General features: G+C 67.1%; 18 protein-coding genes. 10 read left to right on the top strand and 8 right to left on the bottom strand.

Translation table 11 applies throughout. The features are described 5' to 3' along the window. Positions 1 to 1,038, top strand: coding sequence for an ABC transporter ATP-binding protein (locus FB459_RS15025; protein WP_129625827.1), 1,038 nt, complete (start codon positions 1 to 3; stop codon positions 1,036 to 1,038). Between the two features lie 2 nt (positions 1,039 to 1,040). Here the strand turns inward: FB459_RS15025 and FB459_RS15020 are convergent, their stop codons facing one another. Together FB459_RS15020 and FB459_RS15015 are read right to left on the bottom strand one after the other, a co-directional pair. After that, positions 1,041 to 1,667 (bottom strand): TIGR03089 family protein, encoded by a 627-nt coding sequence (locus tag FB459_RS15020; protein WP_141929058.1) that lies wholly within the window; start codon positions 1,665 to 1,667, stop codon positions 1,041 to 1,043. Further along, a complete protein-coding gene (locus FB459_RS15015) occupies positions 1,664 to 3,187 on the bottom strand; it encodes an aldo/keto reductase (protein WP_129625825.1) in 1,524 nt (507 codons plus the stop codon). The genes FB459_RS15020 and FB459_RS15015 overlap by 4 nt, the downstream gene beginning before the upstream one ends. Before the next feature lie 226 nt (positions 3,188 to 3,413). Here FB459_RS15015 and FB459_RS15010 point away from each other — a divergent pair, with 226 nt between their 5' ends. Beyond that, positions 3,414 to 5,777 carry a hypothetical protein gene (locus FB459_RS15010; RefSeq protein WP_129625824.1) on the top strand — a complete coding sequence of 788 codons (2,364 nt, stop codon included), beginning with the start codon at positions 3,414 to 3,416 and terminating at the stop codon, positions 5,775 to 5,777. Here FB459_RS15010 and FB459_RS15005 read toward each other — a convergent pair. Continuing rightward, complete coding sequence (locus FB459_RS15005; protein WP_129625823.1) at positions 5,706 to 6,848, bottom strand: PseG/SpsG family protein; 1,143 nt, start codon at positions 6,846 to 6,848, stop codon at positions 5,706 to 5,708. The two genes, FB459_RS15010 and FB459_RS15005, sit on opposite strands and share 72 nt — an antisense overlap. 192 nt (positions 6,849 to 7,040) lie before the next feature. On the opposite strand from FB459_RS15005, the gene pseB reads away from it, so the two are divergent. From pseB to FB459_RS14980, 5 genes are read left to right on the top strand one after another with little or no spacing between them, the layout of a single operon-like run. Further along, on the top strand, positions 7,041 to 8,030 hold the full coding sequence (pseB, locus tag FB459_RS15000) for a UDP-N-acetylglucosamine 4,6-dehydratase (inverting) (protein ID WP_129625822.1): 990 nt from the start codon (positions 7,041 to 7,043) through the stop codon (positions 8,028 to 8,030). Then, positions 8,030 to 9,157: a DegT/DnrJ/EryC1/StrS family aminotransferase gene (locus FB459_RS14995; RefSeq protein ID WP_141929057.1), complete on the top strand. Its 1,128-nt coding sequence runs from the start codon at positions 8,030 to 8,032 to the stop codon at positions 9,155 to 9,157. Before pseB ends, FB459_RS14995 begins: the two co-directional genes overlap by 1 nt. Positions 9,158 to 9,160: 3 nt before the next feature. Beyond that, positions 9,161 to 10,036 (top strand): hypothetical protein, encoded by an 876-nt coding sequence (locus FB459_RS14990; RefSeq protein ID WP_129625820.1) that lies wholly within the window; start codon positions 9,161 to 9,163, stop codon positions 10,034 to 10,036. A gap of 1 nt (position 10,037) precedes the next feature. Further along, positions 10,038 to 10,895, top strand: a complete 858-nt coding sequence (locus tag FB459_RS14985; protein WP_141929056.1) for a hypothetical protein — start codon at positions 10,038 to 10,040, stop codon at positions 10,893 to 10,895. After that, positions 10,892 to 12,535, top strand: a complete 1,644-nt coding sequence (locus FB459_RS14980) for a hypothetical protein (RefSeq protein WP_141929055.1) — start codon at positions 10,892 to 10,894, stop codon at positions 12,533 to 12,535. Before FB459_RS14985 ends, FB459_RS14980 begins: the two co-directional genes overlap by 4 nt. Before the next feature lie 31 nt (positions 12,536 to 12,566). Here FB459_RS14980 and FB459_RS14975 read toward each other — a convergent pair whose 3' ends face one another. Genes FB459_RS14975 through pseH form a run of 5 tightly spaced genes read right to left on the bottom strand, consistent with a single transcriptional unit; the run spans position 12,567 to position 18,698 of the window. After that, complete coding sequence (locus FB459_RS14975; protein ID WP_129625817.1) at positions 12,567 to 14,018, bottom strand: serine/threonine-protein kinase; 1,452 nt, start codon at positions 14,016 to 14,018, stop codon at positions 12,567 to 12,569. Then, positions 14,011 to 14,826, bottom strand: coding sequence for a hypothetical protein (locus FB459_RS14970; protein WP_129625816.1), 816 nt, complete (start codon positions 14,824 to 14,826; stop codon positions 14,011 to 14,013). The genes FB459_RS14975 and FB459_RS14970 overlap by 8 nt, the downstream gene beginning before the upstream one ends. After that, positions 14,826 to 17,144, bottom strand: a complete 2,319-nt coding sequence (locus FB459_RS14965) for a glycosyltransferase family 2 protein (RefSeq protein WP_129625815.1) — start codon at positions 17,142 to 17,144, stop codon at positions 14,826 to 14,828. Before FB459_RS14965 ends, FB459_RS14970 begins: the two co-directional genes overlap by 1 nt. Positions 17,145 to 17,146: 2 nt before the next feature. Further along, the gene (pseI, locus tag FB459_RS14960) at positions 17,147 to 18,205 is read right to left on the bottom strand and encodes a pseudaminic acid synthase (RefSeq protein WP_141929054.1); all 1,059 of its coding nucleotides are present in this window, start codon (positions 18,203 to 18,205) and stop codon (positions 17,147 to 17,149) included. Continuing rightward, positions 18,198 to 18,698 (bottom strand): UDP-4-amino-4,6-dideoxy-N-acetyl-beta-L-altrosamine N-acetyltransferase, encoded by a 501-nt coding sequence (gene pseH, locus FB459_RS14955; protein WP_129625813.1) that lies wholly within the window; start codon positions 18,696 to 18,698, stop codon positions 18,198 to 18,200. The genes pseI and pseH overlap by 8 nt, the downstream gene beginning before the upstream one ends. 80 nt (positions 18,699 to 18,778) lie before the next feature. On the opposite strand from pseH, the gene FB459_RS14950 reads away from it, so the two are divergent. From FB459_RS14950 to FB459_RS14940, 3 genes are read left to right on the top strand one after another with little or no spacing between them, the layout of a single operon-like run. Then, positions 18,779 to 19,030: an acyl carrier protein gene (locus FB459_RS14950; protein WP_129625812.1), complete on the top strand. Its 252-nt coding sequence runs from the start codon at positions 18,779 to 18,781 to the stop codon at positions 19,028 to 19,030. A 3-nt stretch (positions 19,031 to 19,033) separates the two neighbouring features. Continuing rightward, the gene (locus tag FB459_RS14945; RefSeq protein WP_129625811.1) at positions 19,034 to 20,269 is read left to right on the top strand and encodes an AMP-binding protein; all 1,236 of its coding nucleotides are present in this window, start codon (positions 19,034 to 19,036) and stop codon (positions 20,267 to 20,269) included. Next, positions 20,262 to 21,008: an SDR family NAD(P)-dependent oxidoreductase gene (locus FB459_RS14940; protein ID WP_141929053.1), complete on the top strand. Its 747-nt coding sequence runs from the start codon at positions 20,262 to 20,264 to the stop codon at positions 21,006 to 21,008. Before FB459_RS14945 ends, FB459_RS14940 begins: the two co-directional genes overlap by 8 nt. Positions 21,009 to 21,014 lie beyond the last annotated feature (6 nt).

Below are 21,014 nucleotides of genomic sequence, written 5' to 3'. Positions count from 1 at the left end.
ATGAGCGAACAGGCACCGCCGAAGACGACCTGGCGCCCGCAACGGACCCAGAACGACCCGCCCGGGTACGACCCCGAGAACAAACTGACCTGGCAGGACTACGACTTCCCGACCGTCCCCGGCACCGTCGAGTGGAAGACCCCGGTCGGCGAGCCGGTCATCACGGTCGACAACCTCGGTATCGAGTTCCTGCGCGGACGCAAGCGGAATCTGTCGCTGCGCGAGATCATCTTCACCGGCAAGAGCGCGCACGATCGGGAGACCTTCTGGGCGCTGCGCGACATCAACTTCACCGTCGGTCGCGGTGAGGCGGTCGGTCTGGTCGGCGGAAACGGTGGAGGCAAGTCGACTCTGTTGAAGCTCATCGCCGGCACGCTGTTGCCGGACGAAGGCAGCGCCTCGGTCACCGAGGGCGTGGCACCGTTAATCGAGTTGACCGGTGGATTCATCGGCGACCTCTCGGCACGCGAGAACATCTACCTCACCGCCGGTCTGCACGGGATGAGTCGCGAGCAGGTGGACGAGCGGTTCGACGAGATCGTCGACTTCGCCGGGCCGGCGGTACGTGACGGACTCGATGTGCCCTACCGGCACTTCAGTTCGGGCATGCAGGTGCGGTTGGGGTTCGCGGTGATCACCTGTCTGGACGAGCCGATCATCTTGGTCGACGAGGTGCTGGCAGTCGGAGACGCCGCATTCCGGAACAAGTGCTACACGCGCATGGAGAACCTGCTTGACCAGGGACGCACACTGTTCCTTGTGTCGCACTCCGAAGGCGATCTGCTGCGCTTTTGCACTCGTGGGCTCTACCTCAAGGACGGCGGCCTCGAGATGGACGGTCCCATGGAGGACGTCGTCGAGAAATACATGTCCGACCTGATGGGCAAGGATCACCACAAGCAGAGCGACGCCGCCCGCGACGAGGCTCGGCTGAAACGTCAGGACAGCCGTGTTCGCCGACGTCTGCAGCGCGATGCCGAGCGGGCTCAGAAGTCCGCAGGAGCATCCACCGACTCCACGGCTGCCGCGAAGGGCTGACCTCAGCCCGGCGAAACACTCACGACACGGTCCACGCCTTCATCGAGAACCCGTCGAGCACGACGCGACTCGTCCTCATTGCGTACGAGAACAACAGAGCCTGCTGCCGCAAGGGTGCTTGCGGCGATGCGGAGCGTCTCGCCGGCATCAGTGTCCACGAGCATCACTCGCTCGGATGCCGGCACGGCAGGAAGGACATCCGCAAAGGTCCGGCCATCGAGGGCCAGGTCGTCCGGTGCTGCCTCGATCGAGGGACCGAACTGGTCGGGAAAGCCGGCGAGGTCACTGGCAGCCAGTGACGCCACCGGCTCGACCAGGTCGCCGACGCCATGCATGGAGACGGTTGCGTCGCTGTCGGCCTCGGTCGTGGACACCTCGGCACCGATCGACCAGACAGCGAACGCCCAGTAGATCGCCCGCCAGTGCCGGGCCGGCAGGTCGAGGTGGACCCGTCCGCCCGGATCGACGAGCATCTCGTCGGTGAGCCAGTGAGACCCCTTCGAGGCCCACATCGCCACCACCTTCGCCGACAGTTCGATGCGCTCACCGGACGCGTCGTCGTAGTAGGTCACCGCCGGGGCGGTGGCGTCGCGTTGAACGAGCCGAGGCAGGATCCGTGCGAGCTTCATCGAAGCATCTCCCGGACTGTCTGGATTTCGTTGTCGGACAATGGTTCTCGTGATGACAGATCAAGGTTGTACCGCATCTGCGAATCAGTGATCGCGCCGAGGGCGATCGACGCGACGGCAGGGTGGCCCAGGACATAGGCGACGGCAAGGTCTGCAACGCCTTCCCGGCCGACAGCGCGGGCCGCTTCGAGTAGCGCCAGGGACCGCGGGTGATCACCGGTGAGCAGAGCGCCCCCGCCGTACACCGAGTGCGCCAGGACGGTGACACCGCTGTCGGCGAGCGTGAGGACGGCCTGTGGCAGGGCCGGCGCGAGGACGTTGTACGGGAGTTCGAGGTAGTCCAGGCCGTCGAGTTCGCTCAGGGCCTCGGCCTCGCTGGGGTGAGCGAGGCTGACCCCGACGGCGCCCACCTCGCCCGTCGCGCGGTATTCCTGCAGGCGCTCCCACGCGCCACCCCCGCCTACCCCCACTTGCTCGACGCCGCTCAGCAGAGCGGCGGCGACGCGTCGACGACCGAGTTCGGCGAACGACCGCTCGAGGCTGGCCTCGGCGCCCAATCGGGCCACCGATGCGTCACCGGCGAGCAGTGGTTGGAGCCGCGAGATGAACCCGAGCCGCTGGGTCAGTTGCGGCTCTCCGCAACTGCGCAGAATCCTCTCGGCGTTTCCGTCTGCCCGGCCGACCTCGACGTGGGTAACTCCGTGGTCCACCGCGCGAGCCAACATCTGGCGGACCTCGGGCGGGGCACTGGCAAAGGGGCCGGACAACTGGGTTCCGCCGAGTGTCACCGCCGACTGCACGAACTGGCGGTGTGAGCGAACCGGCACCGTGCCACCCTCTGCGGCGATCAGTGTGCCGAGCTTGTCGATGAGTTCGCTCCAACTCACGCCGACGGGGTCGGTGACGTTGCCGAACAGCCGGGCGATGCGGTCGAAGTCGCCGAGGACGTCGACGGTGCAGCGGTAACGCAGTGGATCACCCGGGTTGTCCTCTGGCACGAACAGCAACTCACCCAGGTTGCGCCGCAACCAGGGGGTGACGTGCTCGCGGTCGTACGGCTCGCGGGTAGTGGCGTCCGCGCGACGCAGATCGCGCACCCAGAACGCCTCGGCACCCAGCCCCTCCGGTACTCGGTCGATGTCGACGCGACCGTACGCGTTCCCGCCGGCGTCCATGGCCGCGAGCAACTCGTCCACCAGATCGGCGTCGGCGACCGGGTTGTCACCCGTGAGGCGGACCACGCGATCGTCGTCATCCATGTCCGCGGTTGCGGTGACGAAGCGTCCGAGGACGTCGTCCAACGAACCGCGCATCACCGGCACGCCGACTCGTTCGAGGTGATCGGTGATGCGGGTGTCGTAATGCTCCTCGCTCGTCGCGACGATCACCTCGTGGCCTGAACGCGCGGCCCGGCGGGCGACGAGTTCGATCAGCGGCATCCCGGCGATCGTCATGAGAGCCTTGCCGGGCAGGCGCGAGGAGTTCAGACGGGACTGGATGACAACGCGTGTGCGGGGCAAGGATTCCTCCGAGTCGGACACGACCGGTGAGACGGTCGGGCTCCTGGAAGTTGGCGACAGGATCCCGGGTCGACAGGTCAGCCGGACCCGGGCGTCTCGAGCTTAGCCATGGGTGCGGCGGACTGCATCGGCCGCACGCGACACGGAAGCACCGCCTCGTCACGCGCAACTGACATGTGCACCCGTAAGCTCACCCCGACATTTTCTTGAAATGAAGGCCCACGCCATGACGTCGCCCATCTCTTCGTTCCCTGCGCGGGCAGAGCAACAAGGCTCGAACGACCCGTCGAAGGACGGACGGCCGACGCAGACGCTCGACCGGTGGGTGGGTGCGGCGTGCATCGTGGTGGCGCTCGTCGCGACGAGCGCCGTTCTGCACAAGTACGAACTCGGCTGGGCGGATCAGTCCCGGCTGTGGGCGGCGACCGTCGGCACGATCCTGGTGCCGGGATGGCTCATCGTCCGCCGGGTGCCGCTGGGGCACGCGGTCGTTCGAATCGGGGCGGCTTTCGTCACCGGCCTCGGCGCCCAATTGTTCGGCTGGGCGCTCGCCGTGCGCCTGCATCTGCCGTGGTTGCAGTGGATCGTTCCGCTGGTGTTCGCCGGTCTGATCGCAGGGGCGATGGCGCTGCTTCGTGGTCGATTCGGCCGACAGGATGAACCGGCCGACGGGTCCTGCGGTGAGGCACATGATGAGGCCGACGGACGACGCCGGGCTGTTCCCGCACGAATGCCTTGGTGGGCCAGCCTGGGTCTGCTGTTCAGCTGGGTGCTGTTTCTTCGCTCCTTGACCGCCGGCCTGTGGTCTATCACCCCGCTCGGCGGAACCATGCGTTGGTATCCCGACATGTACTGGCACACCGCAATCACCGCCAACGCGATGCATCACGTGCCCCCGAACGACCCGCAGTCCCTCGCGGACGGTGCGCTCGACTACCACTGGTTCAGCAACGCACATGCCGCCGGGCTCACGATCGCGAGCGGTGTTCAACTGGAGAAGGCCGCCGTCGTCTTCTGGTACGTCCCGGTCGTCGCTTCAATGCTGTTGCTCGTCTACGGGCTGGCCGCCTACCTGTCCCGTTCTGCTGCGGGTGGCCTCGTTGCAGCAGCGCTGTCGGTGCTCGCCCCGTCGGTCCTCCTCGTACGGGGTATCGACCCAGGTGCCTCCTCGGTCGCGTACTGGTTGAGCCCGTCCAACACGCTCTCGCTTCCGGTCGCTGTCCTAGCCACCTTCGTGTTGTGCATGGTGCTGCGGGCGAATGAACGGCGACCGGACATGCTCGCTTTCACGATCTACGTGCTCCTGCTGTGCCCGGGTTCGAAAGTGTCCTTGTTGCCGACTCTGCTCAGTGGGGTCGGTCTCGTCACCATCGTCACCATCGTCGCCGTGATCCGCCGCCGCGCCGTCTGGCATGACGTGGTGCGGCCGGTGTCGTTACTGGCCGTCGGGGCGGCCATCGTTGTCAGCTCCAGGCCACTGTTCGCGGGCGGCGGCGGCGGGTCGACCATCGAGCCGGGTGCCACCGCACGTCGGTCGAGGATCTGGACGGCTTCGCTGGCTACTGATCCGCCTCCCGGATCTGTGACACTGGCGCTGTTGGTCGCCGCCTTCGTCGGCACCTATCTCGCCGTCACGTTGGTGGCGGCGACCGTGGGTGGCAGCAGGGATCCTGCGCCGGTGCTCTACCTCGGAATGATGGTCGCGGCACTCCTGGCTATGTTCCTGATCGAGCACCCTGCGTTCTCCCAAGTCTACTTCATGAGGGGCATCGTGCCGGTGACCGCAGCCTTCCTCGGTTGGGGCGCGATCGCGGTGGTGCGGCGGCTGATCGGCGTGCTCGGCGCCCGCAGGGCGCCGGCGCTGATCACAGTCTGCGCGGTCGCGGGTGCTGGGATCGGGGAGTTCACGCAGAGTACGTCCGCCATGCAACAAAAGGAGCCGTTGCTCCAGCTGTCCTGGCTGCTCCCGATGGTCGTTGTGCTGTTCGTCACGGCGGTGATGACCGTGATCCTCCTGCTGCGTCGCGATCGAATCAGCGTGGTGGTCGGCGCGGTGCTTGCATTCAGCATCCTCGGTTTCGCTGTGGCACCGACCGCTCACGTCCTCGCCCAAGACCCGATCCCGCAATGGCACACCGGCGGCGTGGCTCGCGGCACGCACCTGAATCAGGACGAGATCAGGGGGGCGGCCGCTTTGGCGCGGGCGAACGTGAATGCTTCCCCGATGGCGACCAACGTGCATTGTTCGCGTATCAGGACCACGCCGCGTTGCGATCCGCGAGCGTTCTGGCCCGCGGCGCTGACGCGATCGCCGGCGTTCATCGGAGCCTGGGCTTACACCGCGAGTGGACGAGCTTCCGGAACCGCCGGCGTCAGTTTCCTCCAACAGCCGTACTACGACCAGCGGGCCTACGCCCTGAACGAGTCGGTCTTTCGGGCGCCGACTGCGCGCAGCGTCGCTGCCCTGCGTGCATACGGAGTGAGGTTCCTGTACGCCGACCGCAGGGCGTCGGCGGTGTCAGCCGATCTCGCCAGGTACGCCGACGTCATCTGGCGTTCGCCGACCGTGACCGTCTACGAACTGCGCTGAATCGAGCAGCGCATCCGCCACGCGTTCGCGGCCGCGCCCGTCGAACTGTGCCATCCCACGCCGGCGTAGATGGTGTTGAAGCTGCCCGTCTGTCAGCAGTCTCGCCAATGACTCGACTCCAGCCTCTCGCTCGTTGCAGTCGCCTGTTCGCAACCGCGTGAGGCGACCGGCCGGCACCACCAGCCCGGACCCCGTGGTTGCCCGGTAACCGGGCTCCTGGTTGTCCACGACGCAGACCACCGCGGTCGGGGTGCCGATCGTGAGCAACTCCCAGACGGTCGAACCGGCCGCGCTGACCGCGACGTCATGTGCGGCGGCCGTCGCGGCAAGGTTCGGAAGAACCGCGGTGACGGTGACGTGCTGGTGCGGTCCCTGTACCGGGACGGAACTGAGCCGGGCGCCACGTGCCGGGTCGGGGCACACCACGGTGAGCTGCATCGGCGCGCCGGTTTCGACCAACATGGGAACGAGTACCTCGGCGGCTCCGTGGGGATCGGTGCCGCCGAAGACGGCGAGGACTCGCGGCGCGGCGTCCGAGGTGACGCGGGTGTGCTCGAGGACGGGAGCCGAACGGACCGCAAGGACCTCGTCACGCAACAGCGAGTACGGCGGACCGGCCAGTGCGATGGACCCGTCCGGGCCGCCGACGTGGGGACGGGCACCGTAGTTCTGGTCCACGTACACGTCGGCGACCTGGCCTGCCCCGAACTCGTCGTCGACCATGGCCAGCACGCGAACTGCGTTGCTGCGCAAGCCCGCACCGAGTTCCGGGGAAATGTCGTAACCGTCGATCACGGCGTGCGTGACATGTGCACGGTCGATCTGCGAGGGCGACATGACCGGCACGCCGAGGCGTTCGTACGCGTCCGCCACCCACCCGATGTCCAGCATCCCGAAGACGGTCACCCGGACAGACCTGCGGCTCAGTTCCTGGACGAGGGCGAGACACCGCACCGCGTGCCCGACGCCGATGTTCGCGCTCGCGTCGACGCGGACCGCAACATGGATCTCCTCGCGTGCTCTCGCGGACACCACTGCCGTCCGGTGCTCGCGGGCGGACGCGAGTGACATGGATCCCCCTCTCCCTGCGTTGACTGGCTCGATCAGGTCGTGGCGGTCCCCCCGTGCCTTGAAGCAGTCGAGGGCCGCTCAATGCTAGCCTGAACCGCCCGGATGCCCGGCGCTCGGAGAGCCTTCCCGGCGGCTCGAGGCCAGGCAGCTGGCTGTCCTGTCATCACACGCGCGTCGCACGGGAGTCATCACGTGAGCATCCTCGAGGGTTCGTCAATCCTGATCACCGGTGGAACCGGTTCGTTCGGGAAGGCCTTCATCACCCGTCTGCTGCAGGACGTGAACCCCAAGCGGGTCGTCATCTACTCGCGTGACGAGCTCAAGCAGTGGGAAGCACGTCAGATGTTCGGCGACGATCCACGACTGCGCTGGTTCATCGGGGACATCCGTGACCTTGACCGGCTGCGCCGGGCGATGCACGGCATCGACTATGTGGTCCACGCGGCCGCGCTGAAGCAGGTCGACACCGGCGAGTACAACCCGCACGAGTTCGTGAAGACCAACGTGCTCGGCAGCCAGAACGTCATCGAGGCCTCGATCGACGCCGGTGTGCAGAAGGTGGTCGCCCTCTCGACCGACAAGGCGTCCAGCCCGATCAACCTGTACGGCGCCACCAAGCTCACCGCCGACAAGCTGTTCGTGCTCGGCAACCACTACGCGGCCGCCTACCCGACCCGATTCGCGGTCGTCCGCTACGGCAACGTCACCGGATCGCGTGGCTCGATCATCCCGAAGTTCCGCGCGCTGGCCACCGCTGGCGAGTCGCTGCCGATCACCGACCTGCGCTGCACCCGCTTCCTGATCACCCTGCCCGACGCGGTGCAGATGGTGCTCGACACCTTCGAGATGATGCAGGGCGGCGAACTCGTCGTGCCGCACATCCCCTCCCACAAGGTCACCGACCTCGCGCAGGCGATCGCTCCCGGCGCCAAGATGCACGACATCGGCCTGCGGCCCGGCGAGAAGCTGCACGAGGAGATGATCTCCCAGGAGGAAGGCCGACGCGCCGTCATGGTGATGGACGGCAAGTACTACATCCTCCAGCCGGAGGTCGCGACCTGGGGTTACGAACCGCCGAAGGACGCCGTGCCGGTGCCCGAGGGCTTCCACTGCGCCTCCGACAAGAACGACATCTGGATCGACGCCGACGACATTCGCAAGCTGCTGGAGTCCGGCATCTGATGGTGCTGCCGTACGGAAAGCAGTCGATCGACGACAGCGACATCGAGGCTGTCGCTGCGGTCATGCGTGGCGATTGGCTGACCACCGGTCCAGTCGTCGACGCCTTCGAGGACGATGTCGCGAAGGTGGCCGCAGTGGAGCATCGGGCGGTGTCGGTCACGTCCGGAACCGCTGCGCTGCACACCGCGTATGCCGCGCTCGAACTGCAGCCCGGCGACCAGGTGATCACCACGCCGCTCACCTTCTTCGCCACCGCCACGTGTGCAATGTGGCAGGGTGCCGAGATCGTGTTCGCCGACGTGAGCGCCGACACCGGCAACCTCGACCCCGAGTCCGTCGCGCAGAAGATCACCGAGCGCACGAAGGTCATCGCCGGTGTCGACTACGCCGGGCACCCGATCGACGCGCCCGCGCTGAAGAAGCTGGCGCACGACAACGGTGCGCTGTTGCTCGAGGACGCTGCGCACAGCATCGCCGGGAGCCTGAACGGTGTGCCGGTCGGATCGCTGGCCGACATCACGACGTTCTCCTTCTTCCCGACCAAGAACCTCACCACCGCCGAGGGCGGGGCCGTGGTTTCGCCGGACGCCGGCCTCGTCGACCGCGCCCGACTGTTCAAGGGCATCGGTTACGAGCGCAAGCCGGAGCTGATGGACGAGCACGGCGGCTGGTACTACGAGGTCACCTCGATGGGCCTGAACTATCGTCTGCCAGACGTGCTCGCCGCGCTCGGATCCAACCAGATGAAGCGTCTGGGACAGTTCAAGACGCGTCGTCAGGAGATCACCGACCGCTACAACGACGGCCTTGCCGGAATCGACGAACTGATCCTGCCCGCGCACCGCGAGGGCGCATCACCGATGTGGCACCTGTACCCGTTGCGCATCCAGGACGGTCGGCGACGTGAGTTGTTCGACCACCTGCGCGAGGGTGGGATCGGCGTCCAGGTCAACTACATCCCGGTGCATCACCAGCCGCTCTTCCAGCAGTTGGGTCACACCAAGGGCAGTTGTCCGGTCGCCGAGACCTACGCCGAGCAGGAGATCAGCCTGCCGATGTTCCCTGACCTGACCGACGCTCAGGTCGACCAAGTGATCGACCTCGTGCGGGGCTTCGTCGGGGCCTGACCCGTGCATCACGGCAACGTCTTCTACGGCCACGCGGCTGTGCTGGCCCGCTACTGCGGAATGCCGGCCGAGCCACCGCCGACGATCTGGGGCTATCTGCAGCACGGCTGGAACACCCACGACGGATTCGCCGTGGGGCACGAGTTCGTCCCGGGAATACCCAAACTCGTTTGGTCGGACGTGGTGGTGCGCCGCGGCTGGGCGCTCGGTCATCGTGATTACGTCGTCATTGGCTCACCCTGGGCCTATCTGATGCTGTTGCGTGCAGAGGAGATCGCCGCCGCCGGCCCGGGGGAGGGGTCGATCGTGTTTCCCTTCCACGGCTGGGAGGGCCAGCAGATCGTCGGCGACCACGCCGCTTACGCGGACGAGGTGCGTTCGGTCGAGGGGGATGTGCCCCTCACCATGTGCCTCTACTGGAATGATTTCGAGCGGGACGACGTGCGAAAAACATACGAGAACAAGGGTTTTCGGGTAATCTCGCTCGGTCGTCGAGGGTCGATGTACCGTGACGGCAGCCAGGATTTCCTCGACCGGCAACTCGAGGAACTATTGCGCCACCGGCGCGTGGTGAGCAACCGACTGGGGTCGGCGTTGTTCTATGCGGCGACGGTCAATCGCGAGATCGGTGTGTACGGCGACCCGATGGTCCTGCAGAACGATCATGGCGTGCTCGGCGGCATGCAGCGCCAGACCAGGATGTTCCCGCACCTGCACCAGGAACGCGTGCCCAGCCCGATTGCCGGGGCGGCCGCTCGGTCCGAACTCGGCCTCGACAAGGTGATGTCACCCACCGCCTTGCGGCACCGGCTCGGCTGGGATGATGTGCCCGACCTCGTCCCTACCGCGGACGAACTTCAGACGACCGGGAAGGGCTGACGTGGACTCGAGCAACCACTGGTACGGCCACGCACACATTCTGGCCGAGTACTGCGGGCTCGACCCGGAGAATCCTCCGCGGATCGACGGCGTCATCCAGCACGGATGGACGTTCGTCCATGGATTCGGTGGGGGACACAACCCGCCTCATGGGTTTGCGAAGTACGCGTGGTCCGACGTGTGCCGGCGGCGCGGTCAAGCGCACGGATGGCGTGACTACCAGGTGGTCGGCGCACCGTTCCTCTACCTCGACCGGGTGCTGCCCCCCGATCCGGATGCACCGGAACCCGAGGGCACGATCTGGTACCCGTTCCATGGAACGGTCGACTTCGAGAAGGTCGAAGGCGATCACTCCGACCTACTGCGCGAGATCCGTGAGACCGAGGACGGACCGGTCACCGTCTGCCTGTACTACGTCGAGTACGACCAACCCGAGGTGCGTCGCCACTACGAGGAGTCCGGCTTCCGGGTGATCTGCCACGGCCGCCGGGGGCAGTTCTGGCAGGGCGGAGACACGGACTTCCTGCGCCGCCAGTTGACCGAACTGAGGCGACACAAGCGAGTCGCCTCCAACCGTTTGACGACCGCGATCTTCTATGGCGCGGCGATCGGCCTGGAACCCGCCGTCTACGGCGACCCGATGGTGTTCGTCGATGCTCGCAAAGAGTTCGACGCCACCGACTGGCTCGAACACGTCTATCCCGAACTTCACGGTAAGACCATCGATCAGCCGACCGCGCAGCGAATTGCCTTGCGTGAGTTGGGTGCCGACGCACTGATGTCTCCGGAGGAGCTCCGGATCGCACTCGGGTGGCAGGACATCTGGCTGGCCCAGCACGAGGAGAGGACGTCCGCATGAGCGGGGACGAGAACGGCGCCGAGAAGGTCCTGCGGCTGCCGGGCAGCATGCAGAACTGGTCGGATCTCGACCGTGGACCGGCCGGTTCCGGCGCCGCCGCCCGTTCGATCGTGCGAGAGTTCGTGGCCGGCGCGCAGAATGTCGCGATCGTCGGGCCGCACTGCGCCGATCTCATCACCGGCATCGCAGATGTGGTCCCGCGCCTGACCGTGATCGTCCGGTCGGTGGTCGACAGTGCGACGATCGGCGACCTGCTGCAGGACACCCCGAACGCACGGGTGATCGCCACCGACCTCACGCTCGCTGCGCCCCAGGAGACCTACGATCTCGTCATCGCTCTCGACGATGTCCACCGCGTCTGCTCCCTGGAGACCGATCCGAACACCTGGCAGCAGATGTTCGACCTGATCACCGGCTTGGTCGCCGAGGGCGGACGACTGGTATTCGTCACCGAGAACGAGTTGGGTCTGCATCGCATGACAGCAGTTCGTTCGCGGTTCACGTCGAACGAGGACAGCGACTGGTCGCCGACCGAGACCTTCGACCGGTCCCGTCCGCGTGACCCGGGTGCACTGACCGCAGCGGTCCGAGCCGCCGGACTCACCGCCCTGCGTGGCGGGGTCGTACTTCCCACCTGGGAGGACCAGAGTGTATGGGTCGCAGGCGGCGACGAACTCGACGACGCCGGGCACGCGATCCTCGGGGCGCTCACCCTCGGCTCGCCCACCTTCCGACAGGTTGGTTCGGACCCGACGCGCCTCACCCGTGCGGCCGTGCTGGCACAGCGGTTGCCGCAGGTGGGCTCCGGCTGGTGGGTGGTCGCCGGCCGTGGGGTGGCGGGCGACCCCCAGGTCACACGCATCACGGCGTCCGCGTCCGACGGCAGCACGACCGCCTTCTGCTTCGACGGCGGTCGGGTGCTGCGCGACGATGAGTCCGTCACCGTTCCGGCCGATGGTCGGGCCTTCGGCGAGGAGCTCCTCGACGCCGCTGCCGATGGCGATCTGAGTGTGATGCGGTCGATGGTGCGGATGCTGGTCGGCTATGTCGACGAGCACGCCGACGAGGGATCTGTCGACATCGAGCACGCCGATGCACGACCCGACAACCTCCTCCTGAGCAAGAGCGGCCTGTACCCGGTGACCCGGGCAGCTGCCGCTGCGCCGCGCGACGAAGTCATTTGGCGGTCTCTGGCCGACTTCGTCCAGGTGATTCGGGCCCGTGGTGCGCGGCATCCCTGGCCATCGGCCACCGACGACCGGACGATGTTCGCCAGCCTGGCTGCGATGGCAGGCGTCGAGCTGCCCGAGGACGTCGACGAATGGGTGCTGCCGGCCGAAGACGAGGGCCGCGCTCCGGTGGCGGACGTGTCCGGACTCATTGCCGTGGTCGAGCGACTGACCGAGACCAACAAAGCGTTGGCCTCCCGCGCCACCTGGTACGAGCAGCGTCTGGCCAGCACCGAGCGCGACCTGAAGATGCGGACCGAACGCCACCGGGCCCAACTGGCGACCGCGGCGCGTCAGCAGGAAGTGCTGCGCGGCAGCGCTGAGGACCTTCGCCGGTCCCTGACCTACCGGTTGGGTAACGCGGTTCTCGGCCCCGTTCGCAACCTGCGCAACAGCACCAGAGGCGACTGACCGTCGCGGGACTGCGGCGGATGCGCCAGCCTCAGCGCATCCGTCGGATCTTCTTCACTCCGGTGTCGAGCTTGTTTCCGATCACTCGTACGGACTCCTTCGGGTCGGACAGCAAGGTGATGCGCCGCGCCAGCTTGTAGGCCCGTCCGCGTCGCAGCGCGGCCGTCTCGCGCTCGGCCTTCACTTTGTCCTCCTGCGCTTGGAGCAACTGCGAGCGCAACAGACGAACAGCCGTCTCCCGGATCTTCAGCTGGCTGTCCCGCTGCTTCAGCGCGTCGTTGGCGAGTCGAAGGCGCTCCTCCACGAGATCTGCTCGTTCACTGATCCTGTTGAGCGCCAACGCATTTCGCTGCTCGGAGCGCGTGTCCGAACTCGCGGGTGCCGGAAGTGCGGCGTCCTGGTCGGCTCCCGACATCCGCAGCCACGAGCGCACCAGGTCGACGTCGTCGGTGAGTTCGGGCCAGGGGAGTTGGTCGCGCCGGAAACCCAGGCGATGCATGAAGTCCCACCAGGCGTCGGCGAGCAACGCGTCCGCCGAGAGAGCGGTATCGGCCGGGGTGGGCGGCACGATCCAGCCGATCTGCCCACCGTCATCCATCAGATGGCGCAGTCGTAGCGAGCCGAGTGCGGTCGCTGCGGGGTCGGTGCGGACGAACGCGCCGATCCGATCGGCGAGCGATCGGAAGTCGGCCACCTCGGCCGAGACCAACGCCGCGCGCAACTGCGCCTCGACCGAATGTTCTGCCGGCAGGACGCGGTCGGGCAGGACCCACCGACGTCCGGAGTCGTCGGATTCGGCCCAGGTGGGCTGACCGTCCTGTTCGAAGTACAGGTCGTGACCGCGACCGCCGGCAACGGCGACGAAACCGGTGGCGGCAACGTCGAGGGCGCCGACCTGGGCTGCTCGATCGAGTGCATCCCCGGTTTCCAGCAGCGTCTGACCCGACGTGGATCCCATGAGGGCTTCTTCCACAGCGAGCGCCGGCAGCGTGCCGGGGCGGGCGCGGCGGGCAGCGTCTTCGGTGAGAACCGCCGAGGGTCGCTCGGGATCACCGAAGAGCAGATGAACGGTGGTGCCGCGCAGGCCGGCCGTGCGAAGGGCGTCCTTGAGTTGGGTCGCTGAGCGGGGCGTGGTCGAGTCGGTCACCGGGGCGGTCGGGACGCTGGTGATCAGGGTGGCGAGCGTGGACTCACCCTGCAGCCCCAGGATGAGGGTGCCGCCGGGACAGACGAGCCCGGCGACGCGGGCACATGCTTCCTGCCAGGTGAGATGTTCGTCGAGTGCGTACTGTGACAACCCACCGGCGGCGATCACGAGCGCGCAGGGTTCCGCGTCCGCGGTCGGACGACGTGCGCTGATGCCCCGCTCGTCGAGCAGTTCGGTGAGGGTGTCGTTCAACCGGTCGTCGGCATCACCGATCACATAGGCGTCCTTGGTGTGGGGGAGGACGTCGCGCAACAGCGCGCGCAACAGATCAGCCACGTCGGGCACTCCATTCGAAGAGGTCGTTCAACTCCTGCGGCTCGAGCATGTCACCGCGGCCCAGTTCGTCGTCGGTCATCGCGACCAACTCATCGGCCGTCGCTGCGGGCGGGCGCCCGTCCGGGGACGGACCCACCACCGCGATCGGTCGCTCGAGCGATGTCGCGTAGAACAATTCCTCACGTGCGGTGTTCGCCGCGACGTGGGCGAAATTCTTCATCAGGTGGTACAGCCGAAGCAGTTCGCGCGGTTCAGCGCTGCCGGAAGCGTCGGCAGCCGGACCCCGGTCGACAGTCTCGACGCCCAAAGCTTCGTACGCCGCGCGAATGGGCGCCGTCGCCGCGTCGCGGTGGGACAACGCCACGGTGATCGGGGAGTCGAAGGCGGCACGGGCGGCTTCGACGACCCGTGGAGCCAGCAGTCCGCCGTCCAGACCGTGCTCCACGAACAGCAAGGTGCCGGTCGGATCGATCTCTTCCTCCGTCCGTGCCTTCGGTTTGCCGGTCAACGGATCGACCGGCCGGGCCACCTCGAGCAGGTCGGGGTCGATCTGCAGCAGGTGCAGCCAGGGCGATCCGGTCGCCACCTGGTTGCGGAATCCGCGCCGAGCCCGTCGGCGCACGGCGCTGCGGCTCCACACGAAGGCCGTCAGCGCGCGGGGCAGGGTCGACTCCTGCGGGCACGGGGCGAACAGGTCGCTGGAGTGCTGGACGTGCCCCGGGATGCTCGGGACGGTCCAGACGCGGTTCTCGGCGGCGGCGACAGCGAGAATGTGGGCCGCGCCGTGAGCGCGGTTGTGTGGATGCATCAGCGCACCTGGGTGCGGGTCGTGCCCGCGATCGAGAGTGCGGTGAAATATCGTCCGAGCACGGCACGCTCCTGCGGCATCTGTTGGATCGCTCCTGGTTCGGCCGCCACGGCAACCTCGGCGTCCCCGATCTTGGTGAAAAGGGTCCAGTCCGCGGCGGGCGCTCCCGGCGCGACCGAGGTCTCGACATCGCAGGGAGGAACGAGATCGCCCAGGGGGGTACGACTCGTCCAGCTTCCGTCGTCCGAGAACACCGGCGAGGCATCGACGTCAACGTGGTCGTCGGTGCCGGGGATGTACCGGCGCCAGTTCATCCACTGCGGCGGTGCTCCACGCCACCACGCGCCGCCAACCTCGACCGCGTCCTGCGTGATCTCGAGTGTCCGGGTGGAAGGACGCAACGGGGTGTGGTGCAGCACGGCTGCTCCGTAGGCAGTGCGGCTCAGGCTGACCAACCGGTCACCGTCCTCCACGGCAGCATCGTGACGGTAGGTCGTCCACAGCATCGGGAAGGATCCGAGATCGGTCGTCAATTCGAGGCGACGGGCGGACGAGAGGGTGAACGGGTCGTCCGGGGCTTCTCCGGCCAGCACCGCGGCGATCGGCAGGTCGACGGCGAATCGGGTGCCGTCGCGGGTCAGTTCGAGCTCGCAGGCGACGGTGACGTCCTCGAGCGGGCGCCGGCGCACGACGACCAGATGAGCGTGTCGGCAGGTGCCGGGGATGAAGCCCTGCAGGGTGATGCGGTCATCACCGACTTCCGTGCGGTCGAGCACCACGGGGTCGACCTCGTTGCGCAAGGTGAACTGGGTGCCGGCCGCCTTCGTGGGTTGCACCCATTCGCCGGGGCCGAGCCAACGACCGGGTGGAAAGGACGGACTTCCGCCGCGGGCCCCGCGCAGGTTGCCGACCCGGTGGATGCCCTTGACGGTGGTTTCGACCTCGAAACGCAACGGCCACACGAGAGTGTTCTCCTGCGCCAGACGGTCGATGTCGACGAGGGCCTCGAAGCCGACCGGTGTTCGTTCGGCGTGCTGGTCGACCGCGTCGATCCGCCGCACCGGCAACGGGTGCCGGTCGATGCCGTTCACCAGGTTGATGCGCAGGTCGGAGTCGGCATCGGTCGCCAGGTGCGCGATTTCGGCGACGCCCTGGACTGCCAGGTGTCCCTCGCGCCATCGCACGTCGGTCACTGCGGTGGTCTGCACCAATGAGGTGATCGGGTACTCGTACGTGGTGCGTGGCGCGGTCGAGCGTCCGCGTCCGGGGAATTCGGCTTCGAACCGCCACGGACGGGTGCGCTTGCGGGTAGCGAGGACGCCGCCGATGTTGCCGCCGTCGCGTCGGAATACCGCGAGCTCGCGCAGGAGGTCGACGTCGTTGGCCTTCAAGGCGTGGTACTGCAGCTGATCGAGCCGAGGCCGACTCTTGATGTTGAAGTGGGTGAGCCGGTCGACCAGCCGGTGGGACAGGTCGAGCACAGGCTGCGCCTCGGCATCGTCCACGGCCGAGAAGGCCTGGACCAATGAGACGAAGTCGATCTCGCCGAGGTAGTTGTGCAGCCGCTGACGGACCGCGGGGGAGCCTTGGGAATCAGCGATGTCGAGGACCGCTTCGGCGGAGATGACGCGGTCGAGCATGTTGCCGTACTTGTAGACCTGCTGAGTGATCGAGTCGCCCGATTCACGCTCGCGCCAGTAGTAGCAGTGCGAGGACACGATATCGACGGTGAGCGCGTCCAAGTGCGCCTTGAGAGTGACCGGGTAGTCCTCGTACCTGATCGCAGGGAAGGCATATCCGTGGTCGTCCCAGAACGAGCGCCGGTACAGCTTGTTCCACACCATGCGGTCGCGGACCAGTGAGGGCCGCTCCAGGATGTGCGTGCCCAGTACCGTCCGCCTGGCGATCTCCTGATGCGTCCAACTCTGTCGCACGCCCGAGGTACGGCTGAATCGGCGGGCGTTGCTCAATACCAGTGACGATCCGCTGTACTCGATCGTCGACATCATCATCGCGAACGAGTGCCGAGTGACCAGGTCGTCGCTGTCGATGAACGTGAGGTATTCGCCGTTGCTGTTGGCCGTGCCGGTGTTGCGTGCTGGTCCCAGGCCCGCGTTCTCCTGGGTGATGATCCGGAAACGGTCGTCGCGATCCACCCACTGCTGGGCGACTTCCCGGCTGCCGTCGAGCGACCCGTCGTCGATCATGACCACTTCGATGTTGCGGTAGTTCTGGGCCGCGATCGACTCCAGGCAGTCGCCGATGTACGCCTCGACGCCGTAGAACGGTACGACGACCGACAAGAGGGGGTCGGGCATGCTCAGATCAGATCCCAGGACAGCGCAGTGCCCTTCGGGGTGTCGGCGGTGAAGGTGCGTCCTTCGACGCGCTCGAACTCCTCGGGAGGCAGGCCGTTCGCCGGGCGGATGGAGCGGACGTTGTGCGCGGTGACCGGGTCGCCGGCGCTGACGTCCTCGACGACGTACAGCGATCGGCGGAAGCGCAACCCTTCCTTCTCCTGTTGGCGGGCACCGATGCGTGCTTGTCCGAGGCACTGCCAGCCGATCCTGGTCTGTTCCACCAGCATTCGCAGTTCTTCGGGTTCGGAGGAGAACGCCGAGTCGACGCCGCCTTCCTCGCGCGACAACGTGACGTGCTTCTCCACGACACACGCACCGAGCGCGACCGCGGTGATCGCGGCGCCGATGCCCATCGTGTGGTCGGAGTAGCCGATGAGGGTGCTGAACGCGTCCCGCATGACCGGGATGCCGCGCAGGTTCGATTCGCTGGGGTCGGCCGGGTAGTTCGCAGTGCAGGCGAGCACGACGATCTGCTCGTTTCCGGTGGACCGCGCCGCCTCGACAGCGTTCGCGATCTCACGCACGGACGCCATGCCGGTCGAGATGATGATCGGCTTGCCCTTGCTCGCCGCCAGCCGGATGAGCGGCAGGTCGACGATCTCGGAGCTGGCGATCTTGTATGCGGGCACGTCGAGTGACTCGAGCAGGTCGATCGCGGTCGGGTCGAACGGGGAGGAGAACGCGGTGATGCCGAGTTCCTTCGCGAGCGCGAAGATCGGCTCGTGCCACTCCCAGGGAGTGTGGGCCTCCTCGTAGAGGTCCCACAGCGTGCGACCTCCCCACAGTTCGTGCCCTTCGGAGAGCCGGAAGTCGGGGGAGTCGGACTGGATGGTGATGGTGTCTGGCTTGTAGGTCTGCAGCTTGATCGCGTGGGCGCCCTGCTCAGCAGCCATCCGGACGATGTCAAGCGCCTTGTCGAGCGAGCCGTCATGGTTGCCCGACATCTCGGCGATGATGTACGGCTCGTGGTCGGGTCCGATCTGATGCTTGCCGATGCGGATCGAAGCGTTGTCAGTCATTCGGCTGCCTCCTGCGGCGGATGGTGTGAACGGTCGCGGGCTCGCCGTCGATCAGGCGTTCGTCGCTGGCGATCTCCTCGAACCCGTTGCGCTTGTTCATGCGCCGCACGGCCTCGTTGGCGTCCATGACCTCGCCGTTGAGTTCGTCGAGGCCGAGTTCACCGAACGCGAAGCGCACGGCACGCCGTTGGATGTCGATGAATGCGGGTAGAAGTTCGCCGCGCTCGGTGAGGCCGTCGTTGTCGAGATAGAAGCCCCACATCGCCGACTTCGCGTCGGGGTCGATGTCGAAGAACGTGACGACGCCCGCGGGCACGCCACCCTTCTCATACATGAACACTTTGCGGGTTTCGTTGTCGCGCAACGACTCCCAATAGGCGTCGTGTTGCTCGGGGGAGATCTCGTCACGGGTCAGGGACACCGCCCGCACCTCGGGATGGTTGCGCCAGACGCGCACCAGCTCCTTGTCGGCCTCGGTGACGGGGCGCAGCATCAAGCCTCCGGCGGTGTGATGGGGTGGCGAACGGACGCCGATAGACTAACCGACGGACCACGACGACCCCCGGAGGATTGATGACCACGCTGAGCCGTGACCAGGTGCGTTCGATGATGGCCGAGGTGCTGCAGGCCCAGGGCAAGGAGCTGCCCGAGGGTGACGACACCTCGCTGTCCGACATCGGATTCCGTTCGCTCGACTTCTCCGAGCTCGCCCTTCGGGTGGAGGACGAACTCGACACCGAACTGAACTTCGACGCTCCCGGCCTTCGCTCGATCGAGACGGTCGGCGATGTGCTCACGTTCATCGAACAGCTCCAAGAGGGCTGAGGTTTGACCGACCTGCCGGCCGGTTCGGGCAACCGGATCACCACGGCCTCCTTCCAGGGCACCTGGGCCGATCTCGGCGCCGCCGATCCCGCCTGGCCCGCGGCGTCCGCCTTTCTGGTCGACGACCACCTGCAGGCGCTGCGCGCCGTGTGGGCGCACGCGGCGGGCGGTCGCGAGACGCTCATCGCCGGCAGCGGCCGGGTCGGTGACGAACAGGCCGCCGGTTTCCAGGAGTCCGGTCTGGCTCTGGTGCGCGCCGATGGCGTGTCGCAGGCCACGGCCGATCACGACGTCGAGGACGGCCGGGTGTGGTTGCTCACCAGCGGCTCCACCGGGCGTCCCAAGCAGGTCGCCCACACGCTCGACTCGCTGACGACCGTCGCCGGCCAGCAACCGGCCCGCACCTGGCTGTGCCCCTACGCGGTCGGTGCTTATGCCTGGTGGCAGGTGGTCACGCTCTCGCTCAACCTGCCCGGTCAGGACGTGCTGTTCATCGAACCGTCGCAGTTGGAGCAGTGGCCGCAGCTCGCACTCGACGCGGGTGTCACCGCCGCGTCCGGCACCCCGACTTTCTGGCGTCAGGCGCTGTGGCGGTCGGGTGAGGTGATGGCGAAGCTGCCGTTGGAGCAGGTGACCCTCGGCGGCGAGCCCGTCGACCAGGCGATCCTCGATCGACTGCGCGAGGTGTACCCGGACGCTCGCATCTCCTGGATCTACGCCTCCTCCGAAGCCGGCGCGGCGATCGCCGTCCACGACGGAAAGGCCGGCTTCCCGCAGGCCTGGCTGGACCGTGAGGTCGAAGGCCGCCCGCGGTTGTCGGTGCAGGACGGCGAACTGGTGATCGCCTCCAGCAAGGCGGCCGAAGGCATGGATGCCGAGATCCGCACCGGCGACCACGTCGAGATCGAGGACGGGCGGGTAGTGATCACCGGTCGCATCGCCTCCGACGAGATCAACGTCGGCGGGTCCAAGGCCTCGGCCTCCAAGGTGCGTGGTGTCCTGCTCGACCACCCCGCCGTTGTCTGGGCCTCCGTGAAGGGGCGCAAGGCGCCCCTGGTAGGCATGGTCGTGGCAGCCGAGGTCGTGCTCGACCGCGACGCCGCGTCCGACCAGAAGCCCGTGACCGACGCCGACCTGCAGTCCTGGTGCGCAGAACGACTGCCCGACTACTCCGTGCCGCGGCGGATCCGCGTACGTGACGAGATCCCCTTGAAGGAGACGCTGAAGAGCGATGTCTGAGAACACCCCCATCCCCGCAGCCTCGTGCGTCCTGGTCTCCGGCGGTTCCCGCGGGCTCGGCCTCGAACTGGTCAAGGACGCCCTTGCCGGCGGAGCCAAGGTCGCGACCTTCGCCCGCACTGTCACTCCCGAGCTCGAGCAGCTCGTCGCCGACAACCCCGACCACGTGTTCGTCGGCCCGGTCGACATCACCGACGAGAAGGCGATCAAGACGTTCATCAAGGACGCCTCCGCCAAGCTCGGCCCCATCGACGCGCTCGTGAACAACGCTGCGATCGGCCAGGATTCGATGCATCTGCACACCTCGCCGGAGCGGATCGACCAGATCATCTCGACCAACCTCACGGCCACGCTCGTCCTGACCCGCGCCTTCCTGCGTCACGCGATGGCGAAGTCGGGACGTGGACGCATCATCAATGTCACCTCGATCTGCGCCCAGCGCGGATACGCCGGTCTCGTCGCCTACTCGGCAACCAAGGGGGGGCTCGATTCGGCGACGCGCGCGCTCGCCCGCGAGATGCACGGCCGGTTCCTGGTCAACTCGGTCGCTCCGGGGTTCTTCGCCTCGGAGATGTCGTCGGTGCTCGGCACCGAACAGTTGTCGACGATCACCCGTCGCACCCCGACCGGGCGTCTGGTCGAGCCGGAGAACATCTCACCCATCGTCCACTCGCTGCTGTTCGACGACACGAACATGAACGGTCAGGTCATCGTCGTCGACGGTGGCGGCTCGATCTGAGGCCGC

This window comes from Yimella lutea, from assembly GCF_006715095.1.
Lineage (GTDB): Bacteria > Actinomycetota > Actinomycetes > Actinomycetales > Dermatophilaceae > Yimella > Yimella lutea.
Note: the sequence above shows the minus strand (reverse complement) of the source record. Positions and strands in the feature narration are given on the sequence as shown.